Source organism: Methanobrevibacter sp., assembly GCF_030539555.1.
In the GTDB taxonomy this organism is placed as follows: Archaea; Methanobacteriota; Methanobacteria; order Methanobacteriales; family Methanobacteriaceae; genus Methanocatella.
The window spans coordinates 1-14303 of sequence record NZ_JAUNXX010000018.1 but is presented as its reverse complement, the minus strand read 5'-3'; the positions used below and the strand labels follow the sequence as shown (position 1 = coordinate 14303).

At 33.7% G+C, this 14303-nt stretch carries 16 protein-coding genes; 6 read left to right on the top strand and 10 right to left on the bottom strand.

What is annotated here, in order from left to right; translation table 11 throughout:
* Window positions 1-48: 48 nt before the first annotated feature.
* Together purE and Q4Q55_RS05215 are read left to right on the top strand one after the other, a co-directional pair.
* Window positions 49-1074: a 5-(carboxyamino)imidazole ribonucleotide mutase gene (purE, locus tag Q4Q55_RS05220; protein WP_303371768.1), complete on the top strand. Its 1026-nt coding sequence runs from the start codon at window positions 49-51 to the stop codon at window positions 1072-1074.
* A gap of 7 nt (window positions 1075-1081) precedes the next feature.
* Window positions 1082-2338 carry a UbiD family decarboxylase gene (locus Q4Q55_RS05215; protein WP_303371767.1) on the top strand — a complete coding sequence of 419 codons (1257 nt, stop codon included), beginning with the start codon at window positions 1082-1084 and terminating at the stop codon, window positions 2336-2338.
* A 128-nt stretch (window positions 2339-2466) separates the two neighbouring features.
* Here Q4Q55_RS05215 and amrS read toward each other — a convergent pair whose 3' ends face one another.
* The 5 genes from amrS to Q4Q55_RS05190 all read right to left on the bottom strand — a co-directional run bounded on the left by amrS (window position 2467) and on the right by Q4Q55_RS05190 (window position 6161).
* Window positions 2467-3339 carry an AmmeMemoRadiSam system radical SAM enzyme gene (gene amrS, locus Q4Q55_RS05210; protein WP_303371766.1) on the bottom strand — a complete coding sequence of 291 codons (873 nt, stop codon included), beginning with the start codon at window positions 3337-3339 and terminating at the stop codon, window positions 2467-2469.
* Window positions 3326-4249, bottom strand: coding sequence for a thiamine-phosphate kinase (gene thiL / locus Q4Q55_RS05205; RefSeq protein WP_303371765.1), 924 nt, complete (start codon window positions 4247-4249; stop codon window positions 3326-3328). The genes amrS and thiL overlap by 14 nt, the downstream gene beginning before the upstream one ends.
* Before the next feature lie 66 nt (window positions 4250-4315).
* Window positions 4316-4798: a sirohydrochlorin nickelochelatase gene (cfbA, locus tag Q4Q55_RS05200; RefSeq protein WP_303371786.1), complete on the bottom strand. Its 483-nt coding sequence runs from the start codon at window positions 4796-4798 to the stop codon at window positions 4316-4318.
* A 78-nt stretch (window positions 4799-4876) separates the two neighbouring features.
* On the bottom strand, window positions 4877-5791 hold the full coding sequence (gene cfbA, locus Q4Q55_RS05195; RefSeq protein ID WP_303371764.1) for a sirohydrochlorin nickelochelatase: 915 nt from the start codon (window positions 5789-5791) through the stop codon (window positions 4877-4879).
* On the bottom strand, window positions 5763-6161 hold the full coding sequence (locus Q4Q55_RS05190) for a Zn-ribbon domain-containing OB-fold protein (protein ID WP_303371763.1): 399 nt from the start codon (window positions 6159-6161) through the stop codon (window positions 5763-5765). Before Q4Q55_RS05190 ends, cfbA (Q4Q55_RS05195) begins: the two co-directional genes overlap by 29 nt.
* A gap of 172 nt (window positions 6162-6333) precedes the next feature.
* Between Q4Q55_RS05190 and Q4Q55_RS05185 the strand changes: the two genes are divergently transcribed.
* Window positions 6334-7263, top strand: coding sequence for a hypothetical protein (locus Q4Q55_RS05185; protein WP_303371762.1), 930 nt, complete (start codon window positions 6334-6336; stop codon window positions 7261-7263).
* A complete protein-coding gene (locus Q4Q55_RS05180; RefSeq protein WP_303371761.1) occupies window positions 7264-8130 on the top strand; it encodes a hypothetical protein in 867 nt (288 codons plus the stop codon).
* Here Q4Q55_RS05180 and Q4Q55_RS05175 read toward each other — a convergent pair.
* The 4 genes from Q4Q55_RS05175 to Q4Q55_RS05160 are packed head-to-tail and all read right to left on the bottom strand — an operon-like array spanning window position 8127 to window position 11613.
* Complete coding sequence (locus Q4Q55_RS05175) at window positions 8127-9389, bottom strand: magnesium transporter (protein WP_303371760.1); 1263 nt, start codon at window positions 9387-9389, stop codon at window positions 8127-8129. The two genes, Q4Q55_RS05180 and Q4Q55_RS05175, sit on opposite strands and share 4 nt — an antisense overlap.
* 31 nt (window positions 9390-9420) lie before the next feature.
* Window positions 9421-10023, bottom strand: coding sequence for a potassium channel family protein (locus Q4Q55_RS05170; RefSeq protein ID WP_368660140.1), 603 nt, complete (start codon window positions 10021-10023; stop codon window positions 9421-9423).
* Window positions 10024-10033: 10 nt separating this feature from the next.
* Complete coding sequence (gene cobJ, locus Q4Q55_RS05165; RefSeq protein WP_303371758.1) at window positions 10034-11107, bottom strand: precorrin-3B C(17)-methyltransferase; 1074 nt, start codon at window positions 11105-11107, stop codon at window positions 10034-10036.
* A gap of 5 nt (window positions 11108-11112) precedes the next feature.
* The gene (locus tag Q4Q55_RS05160) at window positions 11113-11613 is read right to left on the bottom strand and encodes a hypothetical protein (protein WP_303371757.1); all 501 of its coding nucleotides are present in this window, start codon (window positions 11611-11613) and stop codon (window positions 11113-11115) included.
* 160 nt (window positions 11614-11773) lie between these two features.
* On the opposite strand from Q4Q55_RS05160, the gene Q4Q55_RS05155 reads away from it, so the two are divergent.
* Complete coding sequence (locus tag Q4Q55_RS05155) at window positions 11774-13462, top strand: DNA-directed DNA polymerase II small subunit (RefSeq protein WP_303371756.1); 1689 nt, start codon at window positions 11774-11776, stop codon at window positions 13460-13462.
* A gap of 12 nt (window positions 13463-13474) precedes the next feature.
* Complete coding sequence (locus Q4Q55_RS05150; RefSeq protein ID WP_303371755.1) at window positions 13475-14062, top strand: class II aldolase/adducin family protein; 588 nt, start codon at window positions 13475-13477, stop codon at window positions 14060-14062.
* On the opposite strand, the gene Q4Q55_RS05145 is transcribed toward Q4Q55_RS05150, so the two are convergent.
* Window positions 14059-14226, bottom strand: coding sequence for a Met repressor (locus Q4Q55_RS05145; protein ID WP_303371754.1), 168 nt, complete (start codon window positions 14224-14226; stop codon window positions 14059-14061). The two genes, Q4Q55_RS05150 and Q4Q55_RS05145, sit on opposite strands and share 4 nt — an antisense overlap.
* Between the last annotated feature and the right edge of the window lie 77 nt (window positions 14227-14303).

Sequence of the window (14303 nt, the reverse complement as noted above, 5' to 3'; positions counted from 1 at the left end):
GTCAATATTATTATAATGATTAAAATTTATTTTAGAAGGGATTTTTGAATGATACCGAAAATAATGATTATTCTTGGAAGTGGCTCAGATATTGCCATTGCCGAAAAGAGTATGGACATTTTAGAAAAACTTGAAATACCATACAGCTTAAAAATAGCATCTGCCCACAGGACACCTAATCTGGTTAGAGAAATCGTTTCCCAAGGCACTGATGCCGGAATCGAAGTGTTTATTGGAATTGCCGGACTGGCAGCACACCTGCCCGGTTCGATTGCAGCATACACCACACGACCCGTTATAGGAGTTCCTGTCGATGTAAAAACAGGTGGAATAGATGCATTGGAATCAATCGTTCAAATGCCTTATCCATCCCCAATTGCAACCGTTGGAATTGACAGAGGAGATAATGCTGCAATACTTGCTGCACAATTCATGGGAGTACATGATGAAGAAATACGCAGAAAAATAATTAATCTAAGAAAGGAATATGCTGAAAAAGTCAAAAGAAGCAACGAAGAAATAGTTCAAAAGATTAATAGAAAATATCTTCAAAATGATTTCTTAAGAATCAAAAATCTCGAAATAAATAAACCTGAAATCGACGAAGATGCGGAAAAATGCTGCAAAAATAAAGATGCAGAAGTTGTAATCATTGTTGGAAGGCAAACTGATGTGGGAACAGCTAAAAAAGTCGGAGTAATATTGGACAGACTTAAAATTAGCTACGATATAAAGGTTGTCTGCCCAATCAGATCAAACCGTAAATTCACAAACTACGTCAAATCAATGAAAAATGTAAAGATTTTCATCGGAGTTAGTTCCAACTCATCACAGGTTACAGGAGGAATAGTGGGACTTACCGACAGACCTGTAATTGGAGTTCCATGTACTAATGAAAATGGAGATGATTATATGCTTACTACAGTCAGCATGCCTCCGGGAGTGCCTGTTGCAACTGTTGGAATAAATAATGGTAGAAATGCTGCAGTTCTTGCAGGAGAAATACTTTCCATTAAAAATTCAAATACAATAGAGCTTGTTGGAAAATTAAAAGATAAAAAAATTAACTTATAGGGATAATATGAAACTTGAAGGTGACAACATAATTGAAATTACAGATGAACTTTCATCCGAATTTGAAGTTTCAAAAGTATTAAGGCAATATCCTAAAGACACCGTCATTGTTAAAAACATAAAAGGATATGACATGCCTGTTATAACTGGAATTTGCAATACTCGTGAAAAGATAGCCAAATCAATCAACTGTGAAGTATCAGAAATTACTGAAAAAATTATTGACGCTATGGAAAAGCCTCTTAAAGTAGAAAAATTCACAGACTTTTCAGACTATGACAATTTAGATGTAGATTTGGACAGAATCCCAATTTTAACCCATTATAAAAGAGATGGAGGAGCATACATTACAGCAGGCGTTGTCTTTGCACGTGACCCAAAAACAGGTATCCAGAATGCTTCAATTCATAGGATGATGGTTTTGGACAGCAAAAGACTCGTAATAAGGATTGTTCCAAGAAATCTTTATACCTATTTCCAAAATGCTCAGGAATTAGGTCAAGACTTGGAGATTGCGATTGCCATTGGAATGGATCCGGCAATTCTGCTTGCAAGTACAACCTCAATTCCAATCGATTATAATGAAATGGAAGTGGCGAATGCTTTTAAAAATGGGGAATTGGAACTAATCAAATGTGGAGAACTTGAAGTTCCTCAGGCAGACATTATACTGGAAGGTAAAATTTCTGTGACTGAAAGTATTGCTGAAGGTCCTTTCGTTGACTTGACCGATACTTATGACATCATCCGTGACCAGCCAATCATCAACTTGGAGAAAATGCACATCAAAAAGGACAATCCGTGCTATCATGCAATTATCCCTGCCGGATTTGAACACAAATTATTGCAAGGCCTTCCGCAAGAGCCAAGAATATTCAAAGCCGTTAAAAATGCAGTGCCTACAGTTGAAAATGTTGTCCTTACTGAAGGAGGTTGCTGCTGGTTGCATGCAGTCATTTCAATAAATAAGCAAACTGAAGGAGACGGTAAAAATGCCATCATGGCGGCATTATCCGCTCACCCCTCACTTAAGCACTGTACTGTTGTAGACACAGACGTTAACGTGTTTGATGCTGAAGACGTTGAATATGCAATAGCTACCCGTGTCAAAGGTGACAGGGACATCATGATTGTTCCGAATGTGCGCGGATCATCTCTTGACCCTGTAGCTGAAAGTGATGGAACAACTACAAAAATAGGTGTGGATGCAACAAAATCACTTAAGACATTGGAAAAATTCGAAAGAGTTAGCTTCGGTGAATAGCTAACTTCTTTTATTTGTTTTTAAAATAATTTAAATAGAGTCCATAAGTGGTTAAAAAATGTACGCTAACAATTCATACCACAATTAAGAATAATTTTCACTTGAGAATAATACTTTTTTATAATTATTTAAATATTTCCTAAATGGATATTTTCAATTCCCTTTTTAATTGCAATTTTGTGAGCTTTATACAATGTATCAAGATTTGTCGGCGAAATATCATTCATTCTGTAGTAGGGAAATGCCCTTGAAAAATGTAATGGTACTTCAGGACCCAATTCCTCTACAACAAAATCACATAACTGACTAATTTCATCATCAGAATCGTTGTAATCATTTATGATTAAATTTGTAATCTCTAAATGCTTTTCTTCCATATAAATTCTTTTAATATTATCCAAAACGACATCAAGGTCTGCTCCACAGACCTTTTTATAGAACTTTTGAGACATCGCTTTCAAATCTATATTGAATGCATCGACAAAAGTCAAAATTTCCTCAATTGACTTGTGAGAAAAGTATCCATTGCTGACATAGATTACCTTAAGGCCATTTTGCTGTGCAAGCAGTGAAGTTTTTTTGCTGAAGGGTAAGTGTATCGTAGGTTCATTATATGTCCAAGCAATTGACTCACAATCATAATTAAGTGCATTTTCCACAATCGCTTCTGGTGTTATTTTAATGCTTGGTGAATATTTATTATAATCATGAGATATCATATAGTTCTGGCAATGTAAACAGGTCATGTTACACCCAAAACCGCCAATTGAGTATGTTAATGTGCCTGGTAAAAAATGATTTAGAGGCTTTTTTTCAACTGGATCAGGACTGAGTGATGAAACTATTCCATAACTTTCATCGTATAATTCGCCGTTGATGTTTTTATGTTGTTTACAAATTCCAACATTACCATCAGATATTTTGCAATAGTTTGCGCAAATCTCACATCTTACCTTCTGTGTTTTTGAACTTTTCTTGTATAAATCCTTACTCACTAACATAATGTTCATAGCCCTTATTTTCTATCTTTTCAACAAAACCGTTTTCAAGTGTGAGCTCAACAATATCTGAATCAGTCACTTCACCAATAACCCTATATTCAATCGGTAATTTCTCTAAATTATCTTTTGATATGGTAAATAATAATTCAAAGTCTTCACCTACATGGAAAATCAAATCAAGGTAATTCAATCCCAAATCTTCGGACATCTGTTTATATTCATCTGAAATTTCAAAAAGCTCTTCATAAATCATGAATCCTAAATCATCCTTTTTGATTTCATACAGCTCACTTGCAAGTCCATCGGTAATGTCTGTTGCTGATGTAGCAAAATCCTTTAGGATTTTACCTTCCCGGATTCTTGCAAGAGGTTTTAATGCCCTGTTGACATAAATGTTGTCTTCAACATCTAGATTAAATCCCAAAGCTGCAAGGCCAATATCACCTGTTAAGGCAATTACATCTCCCATTTCATAAGTATCTTTCATTAGTGGCTTGTCACATAATCCCAGAGCTGTTCCGGAAATGATTATTTCGGATGCTTCATTGGTATCGCCACCGATTAATGGGATATCATAATAATCACAGGCGTTCAATACACCGTCAATTATTTGCTTGAATGAATCAAGAGACAAATCCTTTGGAATAGCAATGGAAAGTAAAAAACCTAGTGGATTGGCACCCATTGAAGCAAGGTCACTTACATTAACGGTGACAGATTTGAACCCCATATTAAAATAGGACATCCGATTTGGGAAATGTCTTGACTGAATCAACATGTCACAGGTTGAAATTAAATTAGTGGAGTCAAATCGTGTGATGGCAGTATCATCCGGAGTAATATTTTTTGAACGAGATATAATATATCTCACTAATTCCTTTTCACCAATATCAGAGACTTTAAGAGTCATGAATATTAGTATAGATTTTGAATTTAATAAATCTTTAATAAAAAAAGTAAAAAAATAGTTTCAGATTCATAAATTGTCTGAAACTCTGTCTTTGATAATTTCAAATAAACGTTTGTCAATACCAATTGGGTCGGTTAAGATGATTTCACCATCGAAGTGAACTTCCTCCTCATCATGGTCATGATGGTGGTGATGATGATGCCCGTGGTCATGGCCATGATCATGGCCGTGATGGTGGTGATGATGACCTACAGATTCCTCATCAAAGTCGCTTTCAATTCCTAATAATTTTGGTATGTCCCTTTTTGTGTGAAGTCCATGAGCTATAAAGACAGGAACAACAATTATTCTATCCAAATCATTTTCAGATAATTTTTTAATTGTTTCAGGAATACCTGGTTTTCTGATTTCCATAAATCCATATTCTACAATAGCATCCGGAAATTCTTCCAAATACATTTCTTTATAAGCTTTAATTACTTCTTCACCATCGTCCAATCTGGATCCGTGGCTTAAGAGTAAAATTCCAGTTTTTTTATCAGACATAATTATCATCCATGTTTAAATTTTAAGTTAAATTTATTTAAGTTATCTTGAAAAAATTATTTTTCAAAAAAAATATTGAAGCTATGAAGCTTCGTTTACCATATCAATTAAAATATCAATTAAGATGTCATCCGCTTTAATTGGCTCAGGATATAATATCTCTCCATCGAAATCGACAGGAGTCAAATCGTGTGAGTGGTCGTGACCGTGGTCATGGCCATGTGAATGGGAGTGTTCATGTTCATGAGCTTCCAAAAGTCCTAAAATATGTGGAATATCATGTGTTGTGTGCATTCCAGGAGCAATGAATACTGGAACAACGACCAGTCTTTCCAAATTGTTTTCTTCAACTAATTTATTAATGGATTCGGGTATGCTAGGTCCGCACAATTCCATAAATCCGAAACTTGACGATAAATCACAGGTTTTTTCAAATTTGTTGTATAATGCAGTTGCAAATTCTTTATTGTAATTTAACCTGGATCCGTGAGTTACAAGCAAAATTCCGGTTTTTGCACTATCATCCAATTTGGATTCAGCTAAAGCCTCTTCGATTCTTTTATCAATGATTTTTAAAAGTTCATCGCGAGGTCCGATTGATGGCAATAGCTTAATTTCTCCATCAAAGACAACATCATCTGCTATTGATAAGTAATGTTCCGGCGGATAGTTTCCATCAGGACATCTTGGATCAACTTCCAATGGCTCTAATCCAAGTAATTGTGGTATATCAATGTTAGTATGAATTCCTGGAGCTAAAAATACTGGTAGTGCAATGATTTTATCCAAATCATCAACTTTATCTTTTAATATTTCAACGGCTCCGGAAATTGTTGGCTCAGAAACTTTCATGTAACCAATTTCAGCTTCCAATCCGCTTGCTTCAACAAATTTTTCTTTTATTTCAGTAAATACTTCTTCAGCAAAAGGTAGTGTACTACCATGACTTACTAAAATAACAGCAGTATTATTTAATAACTTTGAACTTGTATCCATAGGAGATTACTCCATCCTCTCCATCTTCTCTAATCCTTCTAAATACCATTTCTACATCGTCACCAATTTCAATATCATCAACATCACAGTCTACTAGTTGTGAAGTCAATTTTGCACCTTCTTCAAGTTCAATGACAGCTACTGCATAAGGAGCTGATTTTTTAAAGTTGTCAGGTGCTGATCTGATAATTGAAAATGTGTGAATTTTACCTTTTCCTGAAAATTGGAAAGGTTCTAGATTACCTTTTCTTCTACAATTAGGACAAACTACACGTGACGGGAAGAATAATTCTCCGCATGTTGTACATTTAGAACCTATGAGATTGTATCTTTGTTGTATATGACGCCATGTTCTAACAGTGTCTGACATGTAAATCCTCCATATATTTTCTAATAAGTATACTTTCTAATCGATAATATAAATAAGTATTTTTTTTATTACGATTTTTGATAATTTCACAAAAATGTAATACATATCTGTGCAAAATCACATTTGCACACTTGGAAAATAAATTAATAATTTCACGATTAACTTCAATATTATGAAAATCGACTCAAAAGGAAATATAATAGTAGGAAGTATGGCCATTTTGGTTGTAGCATTGTTACTGATTTCGATTTTTATAATTACAAGCATATATTATATTGAAAATGAAAACATTGAATTAAAATCAAATGATGAATTCAAATATATCGTTGATGATTATGGAAGAAATCTTGAAATTCTTGGACGGCAATCAATAGCTGAGGCAACACAAAAGGTCTATAACGGTTTACCAATATTTAACAGCGAAAAGCAAATAAAGAAAAATTTAAATAAACATTTGGAAGAGCAAAATGAAGAACTTGAAAAAAAATATGGTGTCAAAATCACTTCCGAAGTGGTTTCGGTTGAAAATACAGACAGCCCTTGGAAAATTCTATTCAAGGTCAAATTGAATGTTAAAAAGGATGACAATGAATATTCCAACATAGTTGAAAAAAATGCTTCTGTTGAAGGATTAAGGGATCCTTTGCCGTTGGCAAAGCTAACAATAGCCTCCGGAATCCTGACATATGACGACAAGATACATTATAAAAATGCAATAGCCGGTTATATGGTTTTGCATAATCTGGATAATCCGAAAGCATACATTGAAGCAACCGCACCATTGTACATTAAGAAATGCCCATATGACCCATACATTCACCATGGAGATCCCGGAGTGCTTGACGATTGCCTTGAAAAGGGATATTTCCATGAAAGCGCTGACGGAAGCTGTTATCTATGTAGGCTTGAAGGAAAGGGAAAATGCCCTCATTACGGTTTTGAAGTATTCATCCAAACACATACATTGGAAAAAAACGAATCTCTGTCATGTTCTGACCATGTGGTATTCAGCGACCATTACAACGGTGAAAAAATCAACGAATCAGACATTAACAGCCTAATTTTAGACAGCTCACACAGAAAAAAATATGGGTTGATATAAATGGACAGTCGTGGAAACATCAGTCTGGAAATAGGAATTGTACTAATAATAGTCTTAATGATAACGGGCGTTGTTCTTTCATTAAGTGAAATTAGCACCCAAAAGATTGTAAAGGAAAGTGAAAATGAGCATATTGAAACATTAATAGGTCAAAGCGTCAATAATTTAATAAACAATCCGGGGACTCCACAGGATTGGGAAGTTCACGAAAAGGGAATACCTGGCCTTGCAATAGTAAATGAGGAAAATCAGATTATTCCAAACAGTGTGTCGTATTCAAAGTTAATGGCTCTTTCAAGTAATTACGATAAATATGTAAACAAGTATTTATTTGACTCAAAAATAAAAACTTCAATGGAATTAATTCCATACAAGAGTAGCATTTCAAGTGTAAAAATTGGAAATGCTGAAGATTCTAATAATGTGCATTCCGTCAATAGGCTTGTAAAATGTGACTTCTTCAAAAAATATGTGATAAAGGACTTTCAAAACGATGGAAAATGCAACAGAAATCACGACCAAGATTCGCACAGCTGCAATTACTTTAAAATATTTAAAGGTAACTTACGAACTTCAAATTACTATCTGCTCATTGATGACAGTGAAAAATACAATTTAAAGTATTTTTTAGATACGACAAGACTCGTTAAAGAAAAATCCTGGAAGACACTGATAAGTAATAGGGTCTATTTAAACGATGAGATAAACTTTTATGATGACACAAGCGCGGTTGTGTTCATCCATCTTGATAAAAAGGATGCAAAGGCTATTTTGGTAAGTGTTCCAAAGACATTTGATAAGGACAAGTTAAAATATGATTATTTCACAACAAATGATTGTGAATTCATTTTAAAGGCTTGGTATTAAATCAGAAAACCCAAAATAACTAGGGACACAGAAATCAGAATCAAACTGGAAATTGAATCTGTAACACTTGTTGAAACAGGAATTACTATGTTGTCAGGGTCCAAATTATGATTATATGAAACTGTTGAAATATAATAAACAAGAACAACCATCACTGCAACCAAAATAAGACCTGCCAATGTGGAGATTGGTATGATTTTATCAAATCCAACGCCAACTGTTCCAAACATCACTGATGAAGTCTCCGCAAGTATGCCTATCAATGGGAAAACTATAATGGCCAAAATAAAGCAGATAGCAAAGTTGTGTAGTGCTTCTCCTTTTGGTTTTGACAGCGGTTCCACCAGACCTGAGTGAAGTCCGGAGGAAAGTCTTGCTCCTAAAATACTAATCAGGCTTCCGCTTTCACCGGAAAACAACGGCAGTAATGTTAATAAACTTGGATTTGTAAGTAATGTCTCAACAGAACTGTTTAATATTCCTCCCGCAGAACCTCCTAAAAATGAGCATAAAAGCAAAATCGGTGTGGATTGTCTTAAAATTGTTTTTGTCTCATCGGATAACCTGTAGCAATAAACGAAACTTATTAAAACACCAATCAATATCACAGCTAAAACAATGTCCTTTACAAGAATATTAAAATCAAGTGCTTTCAAAATAAAAATTGATGCAATGATAGCCGGCAATGTAAACAAGTCTCCAAATGCGGCAATTATCGGGCTTGTAATATTGTCCGGATCCCATCCATGTTCAAAGCTTTTAAATGAAACAAGCATTGTGATTGGAAGCATGATTAAATTAGAAATTATTCCCGCAATTGTACATATCAAAATGAAATCTATCAGTTCCATTGATGGGTGATGCAATAAAATACAGAATATTTTTGCTACAATTCCCAAAAATATTGATAAAACAAGGGTTAAAACAAATGATGAAAATATATTATAGTTTAAATCTTCAGAAAACTGGAATTTTGGAGATATTAATCCGATGTGCAGGTAAGTGGATAACCTTGATGCAAATGACCCAAAAATATTTCCTCTCATTCCGATGGCTCCTGGAATAACTACCAGCAAACCTGGAAATGCTTCAAGGAAAAATGTCATTTTACCTAAGATAATACCTGCAACCAAATCTCCAACTGCGCAAATTAAAAGGGCAATCAACCCTTCCTTTATGATATAGTTATGTTCACCATAAAAGTCAGAGAATGCTTGAGTAGATAGTGAACTGCGAATCCTCTTCTGTTTGTCTTTCACAAATATCACTACCCATAATCATTTTAATCACTCAGTCTAATTCATCTTCTAATTCTTCTGGAATATCATCCAATGAACAGGTTCCGGCAGCTAATTTTTCAAGTAAGTCTGCACCTTCGTCTGTTCCTTTTAAAATTAAAGTATCTTCAGGCAACAGCATGGTCCTTTTATCAGGACCGTAAATCCAAGATACTCCACGTCTGATTGCAATTACCCTCATACCTGTACGATTAACTAATAATAAATCTCCTAAAGTATTGTTTGCAAGTTCTGATGATTCATCAATAGTAACTCTAACAATACTTTTATCAGATTCTTCCATAACCATTTTAAATACAGGATGTGGTTTAAAACCAGTAATAACTAAATCAGCTAAATCTTTTGCAGCATTAGCCATGCTTTCTGTAGCTTCTGCTATTTCAAGCAATGCTGTTAATTTTTCAGCATCTTCATATGATCGTGCTGCAACCAATGATTCTTTTTTAATTTCATAATTCATTGCATTAACTTCATTTTCCAATGTAATAACTTCTTCAGCTGCAGTTTTACTGTTGAACAATACGGCGGAATAAGCCAAATCAACCATTAATTCCGACATATTCTTCATTTCTATTAAAAGATTTTTGATTGACAATTAAATTACCTCATAAGTCATTTGGATCAACGTGCAATAAGCATGCTTTTCTAAGCTTTAATAAAGTTTTTTTCTTTGCTTTTAAGTCTTCAACTTCCTCTAAAATATTTTCCAAAGGCTCTCTTAAACATTCAACTGCTTCTTTTTTGTGTAACCAGTTACAATCTTTGCAGTTCCAAACATTTTTGCCTTTAATCCATTCCCCTCCTGTTGCAGAATCTCCGCATGGATAAAATGGACAATAGCAGAAATCACAATACTGACCATCCCAATGGCACGGATAGTAATCACAGTCCCTATTTGGACCGTGTGCGATTTCGCCGTTTAAAAATTTTTCATAATGATTTCGTGATAATTCATGGATATCGGACCTGATTACATATCCTCTAGGTGTAATCAACTTATCCTCCTGCTGGTAGGTTATATCATTTCCAACAATTAATGTGCAGGACATGTTAACAATGTCTTCAGTCAGATTCTTAACTTCAACAATAGTTGCTTTTGGAGGTTCATATGTACTATCAACAATACCTATTAAAGCATTTTCCCCTTTAATGTCTAAAACACATTGCTTAAACCTTCTAAAAGGTTCTTTACGGGTTTTGCTGATTGGATTATAAATTGCAACAATTAAATTTGCCTCAAGTGCATGTCTCAACTTCTTTTCTATTTCGGATAAGGGAGTTAAAATATTGCTTAAGCTGATGGCTGCAAAGTCATGCAATGGTGCTCCGAGATGACTTGATGCATAATTCAGTGCAGATACACCGGGATAGACTTTAACCTCAACACCATCGTATTTGCTGACAATTTGATATAATACATTTGCCATTCCAAAGACTCCAGGGTCTCCGGAACTAATTAATGAAACTGTTTGGCCTTCAAGACTTTTTTGAATTGCCATTTCCGCCCTATAGATTTCATCACCCATTCCTTTTTTGATGATTTCCTTTCCTAAAACCAAATCTTCAATTTGGTTGATGTATTTCTTATATCCGATAATGACATCAGACTCTTCAATAGCTTTTACTGCTCCAAGAGTCATGTTTTCTCTATTTTGGCCAATTCCTATAACATTAATCATAATTCTCACTGATATAACTTTAAAACAGAATTGATAGTAACAGACCTTTCATCAACTTCAAGTCCAGTGTCCTTATATGTGGCATTACCCTTTGCTATAATTTTATATGATGGAGTTTGACTAATAACGATTTGTCCGGAAGTGGAATTAGGTGATGCATATCCTAAAGCTTCAATAGTAACTGTAAAGTTATTGTTGTTTGCGTCTTCATAAGTTGTAACGTTCATTGAATCAACGTTGACACCATCAACCTTCGACAAATCTTCCATCCGTAAAGCAATGTCCTTTTTATTGGTAATGTTGACTGGAGTTGGGTCTTTAATTAACATTTCATTTACTTTTTCTGGAGTAAATATTCCAGTAACTTTTGAAATTTGCATATCTATTAAACCCTGAACATTAGGCGCTTCGGAAGTTACAATGGTGTATGAACTAATAAGCCCTATTTCAAAGAATATAATAAATAATACAATAATTAAAATTATTCTAATTGCCTTATTTGCCATTTTTATCACAATCATTCAAAACTTGTTAATTAAATAACAAGTACAATATAATAATTTAACTTCTATTTTTAATATATAATAAATATAACGAATGAAATTTAATATTAAAATGTGAAATTCTCAAAGTTTATTAATATAGAAAATAAAAATTTTAATTAATATGTCAACTAATAAAATTCTATTGAAATTTGCAAAAAAAGGAATCAACCTATCACCAGAAGCATATAACAAAGTCATCAATGCAGAAAATCCTATTGATTTTGCATCCTCTTTAATAGTCAAGCTAAAAGGTGATAAATTTTCATCAAAGGATTTGGTTTCCGTCAGTGGTCAAACAATTGATGAAATTACAGGCAATGCAGTAAAAACCGAAAACAATGATCAAAAAACATTAACAAAAGTTGTAGAAGAAACACCAATAGTAAATGAAACAAAACCCGAACCGCCTAAAGAAGAAAAAAAAGTTGAAAAACCCACTAAAACACCACAAAAAGAAACAGTTTCCATTGAGAATCTGAAAAAAGACAGTGATGTTAAAGAAAAGCATATTAATGAAGCAATAGTAGAGGCAACAGAAACTGTTAAAGATGAAAAAATTCAATTTAAAAGGAATCTGGAAAAAAGTAATGTTGAATACGATTTCAAAATTATCCAGGATACCAGTAAAAAATCATACACCAGCGGAGAGCTTGAAAACCTAATTTCATACTTTAAAAGTAGATATGATAAACTACATAATATCCTATCCAAAAGACCTGACCTTAGAAATGCTATTAAAATAGCTGATATTGACGATTCCCAGGACAGTTTAACAATGATTTTAATGGTCAAGGAAATCAGGTCCAGTAAAAACGGTCATAAAATTGTTGAGTTTGAAGACGATACAGGAAACATTTCTGTTTTATTCTCACAGAATAATGAGGAATTATTCGCTGAAGCCGAAAAATTAGTCAGGGACGAAGTTGTAGGAGTGATTGCAAATAAAAGCAATGACAGCGGATTTGCATTTGGTCAACAAATCATTTATCCTGGCGTTTTAAGAATTCCAGAAAAGGAAATGGACTTCGGGATTGTATTTCTATCCGATGTCCACATTGGCAGCTTAACATTTTTGGAAGACGCATTCTCAAGATTTATAGACTGGATAAATTGTGAATTTGGTACAGAAGAGCAGAGAAGAGTTGCAGAAGATGTGAAATATCTTATTATTGGTGGGGATATTGTGGATGGAATAGGCGTGTATCCAAACCAGGAAAAAGAGCTTGCAATTAAAGATATTACAGAACAGTACAACGAAGCGGCAAGGTTTTTAGGAAATATCAGAAGTGACATTAAAATTATCATTGCTCCCGGAAACCACGATGCATCAAGGGTTGCAGAGCCTCAGCCGGCAGTGCCTGAAGAATATGCAAAAGCTTTGTACGAACTAGACAACGTTGAATTCATTTCAAATCCTGGAGTAGTTTCTCTTGATGGAATCAATGTACTTATCTATCATGGACGTAGCTTCGACGACTTGGTAATGGCAGTTAAAGAGTTTACCCATGAAAGAAACGATATATTAATGGAAGAATTGCTTCAGAAAAGACATTTGGCACCTATTTACGGTGAAAGGACTCCACTTGCTTCAGAGCTTGAAGATTATTTAGTGATTGATGAAGTGCCTGATGTATTCCATACCGGACATGTTCACATTAATACCTACAGAAGATTCAAGGGAATACATTTAATAAACTCCGGTACTTTCCAGACTCAAACTGAATTTCAAAAGATTTATAACATTGAACCGACTCCTGCTGAAGTTCCTGTACTTCATAAAGGAAAGTATAAACATTTCAAATTTTTATAAAGAGGTTATTGAATGAAAAAAAATATTGCTGAGATAATTGAAATTGCAAATGAACTTTATGAAAAAGGATTAGTTTCAGGAAAATCAGGTAATATAAGTGCCAGATTTAAGAAAGAGGACAATGATATTGTTGCAATCACACCAACTTTAAAATCCTTAAGCAATCTAAAAGAGAAAGACATAGTGTTGGTTGATTTGAATGGTAATACATTAACAAAAGGAAAACCTTCTTCAGAAGTTAATATGCACTTAGGAATTTACAAAAAAAGACCTGATGTTAACGCTATAGTCCACACACATTCACCATATGCAACAGGATTTGCGCATTCATCCAAAAAAATAAAAAGATATGAAGGATTTGGCGAAATAAAATCCCCATTTTTAGTTGAAGTTGAATATGAAAAACCTGGCAGTAATCAGTTAGCAAAAAAAACTAGTGAAAATATCAAAAACGAGGATGCATTAATCCTTAAAAATCATGGTGTGATATGTGTTGGTGAAAATTTAAAAGAAGCTGAATTACTTGCAATTTTTGTAGAAGAAATCGCAAAAAGTCAATTTGTAACTTACATGTTAAATTCAGTTGAAGATATTATTTAATCTTCATCTGAAAAAACATCGGTTTTATTTCTATTTTTCATTCCTTCTTCAATCATTTTAATGATTAAACCTGATAAGGAAGTGTCTTCATCAATTGCAATTTTTTTTAATTCTTTTTTTAAATCTTTAGGAAGATTTATTGTTGTTTTACTTATATCTGACATGTATAATAATTCAATTTAATTTAATATAAATCTTACTATAAAAAAAAAACTTTAATTACCAAAAAATATTTAAGTAT

Excerpts from the sequence above, each read along its gene's own strand:
- Q4Q55_RS05185 (WP_303371762.1), top strand. The coding sequence starts at position 6,334 with ATGAAAATCGACTCAAAAGGAAATATAATAGTAGGAAGTATGGCCATT.
- Q4Q55_RS05190 (WP_303371763.1), bottom strand. The coding sequence starts at position 6,161 with ATGTCAGACACTGTTAGAACATGGCGTCATATACAACAAAGATACAAT.
- Q4Q55_RS05155 (WP_303371756.1), top strand. The coding sequence starts at position 11,774 with ATGTCAACTAATAAAATTCTATTGAAATTTGCAAAAAAAGGAATCAAC.
- Q4Q55_RS05160 (WP_303371757.1), bottom strand. The coding sequence starts at position 11,613 with ATGGCAAATAAGGCAATTAGAATAATTTTAATTATTGTATTATTTATT.
- amrS (WP_303371766.1), bottom strand. The coding sequence starts at position 3,339 with ATGTTAGTGAGTAAGGATTTATACAAGAAAAGTTCAAAAACACAGAAG.
- purE (WP_303371768.1), top strand. The coding sequence starts at position 49 with ATGATACCGAAAATAATGATTATTCTTGGAAGTGGCTCAGATATTGCC.
- Q4Q55_RS05180 (WP_303371761.1), top strand. The coding sequence starts at position 7,264 with ATGGACAGTCGTGGAAACATCAGTCTGGAAATAGGAATTGTACTAATA.
- thiL (WP_303371765.1), bottom strand. The coding sequence starts at position 4,249 with ATGACTCTTAAAGTCTCTGATATTGGTGAAAAGGAATTAGTGAGATAT.
- Q4Q55_RS05150 (WP_303371755.1), top strand. The coding sequence starts at position 13,475 with ATGAAAAAAAATATTGCTGAGATAATTGAAATTGCAAATGAACTTTAT.
- cobJ (WP_303371758.1), bottom strand. The coding sequence starts at position 11,107 with ATGATTAATGTTATAGGAATTGGCCAAAATAGAGAAAACATGACTCTT.
- Q4Q55_RS05215 (WP_303371767.1), top strand. The coding sequence starts at position 1,082 with ATGAAACTTGAAGGTGACAACATAATTGAAATTACAGATGAACTTTCA.
- Q4Q55_RS05145 (WP_303371754.1), bottom strand. The coding sequence starts at position 14,226 with ATGTCAGATATAAGTAAAACAACAATAAATCTTCCTAAAGATTTAAAA.
- cfbA (WP_303371764.1), bottom strand. The coding sequence starts at position 5,791 with ATGGATACAAGTTCAAAGTTATTAAATAATACTGCTGTTATTTTAGTA.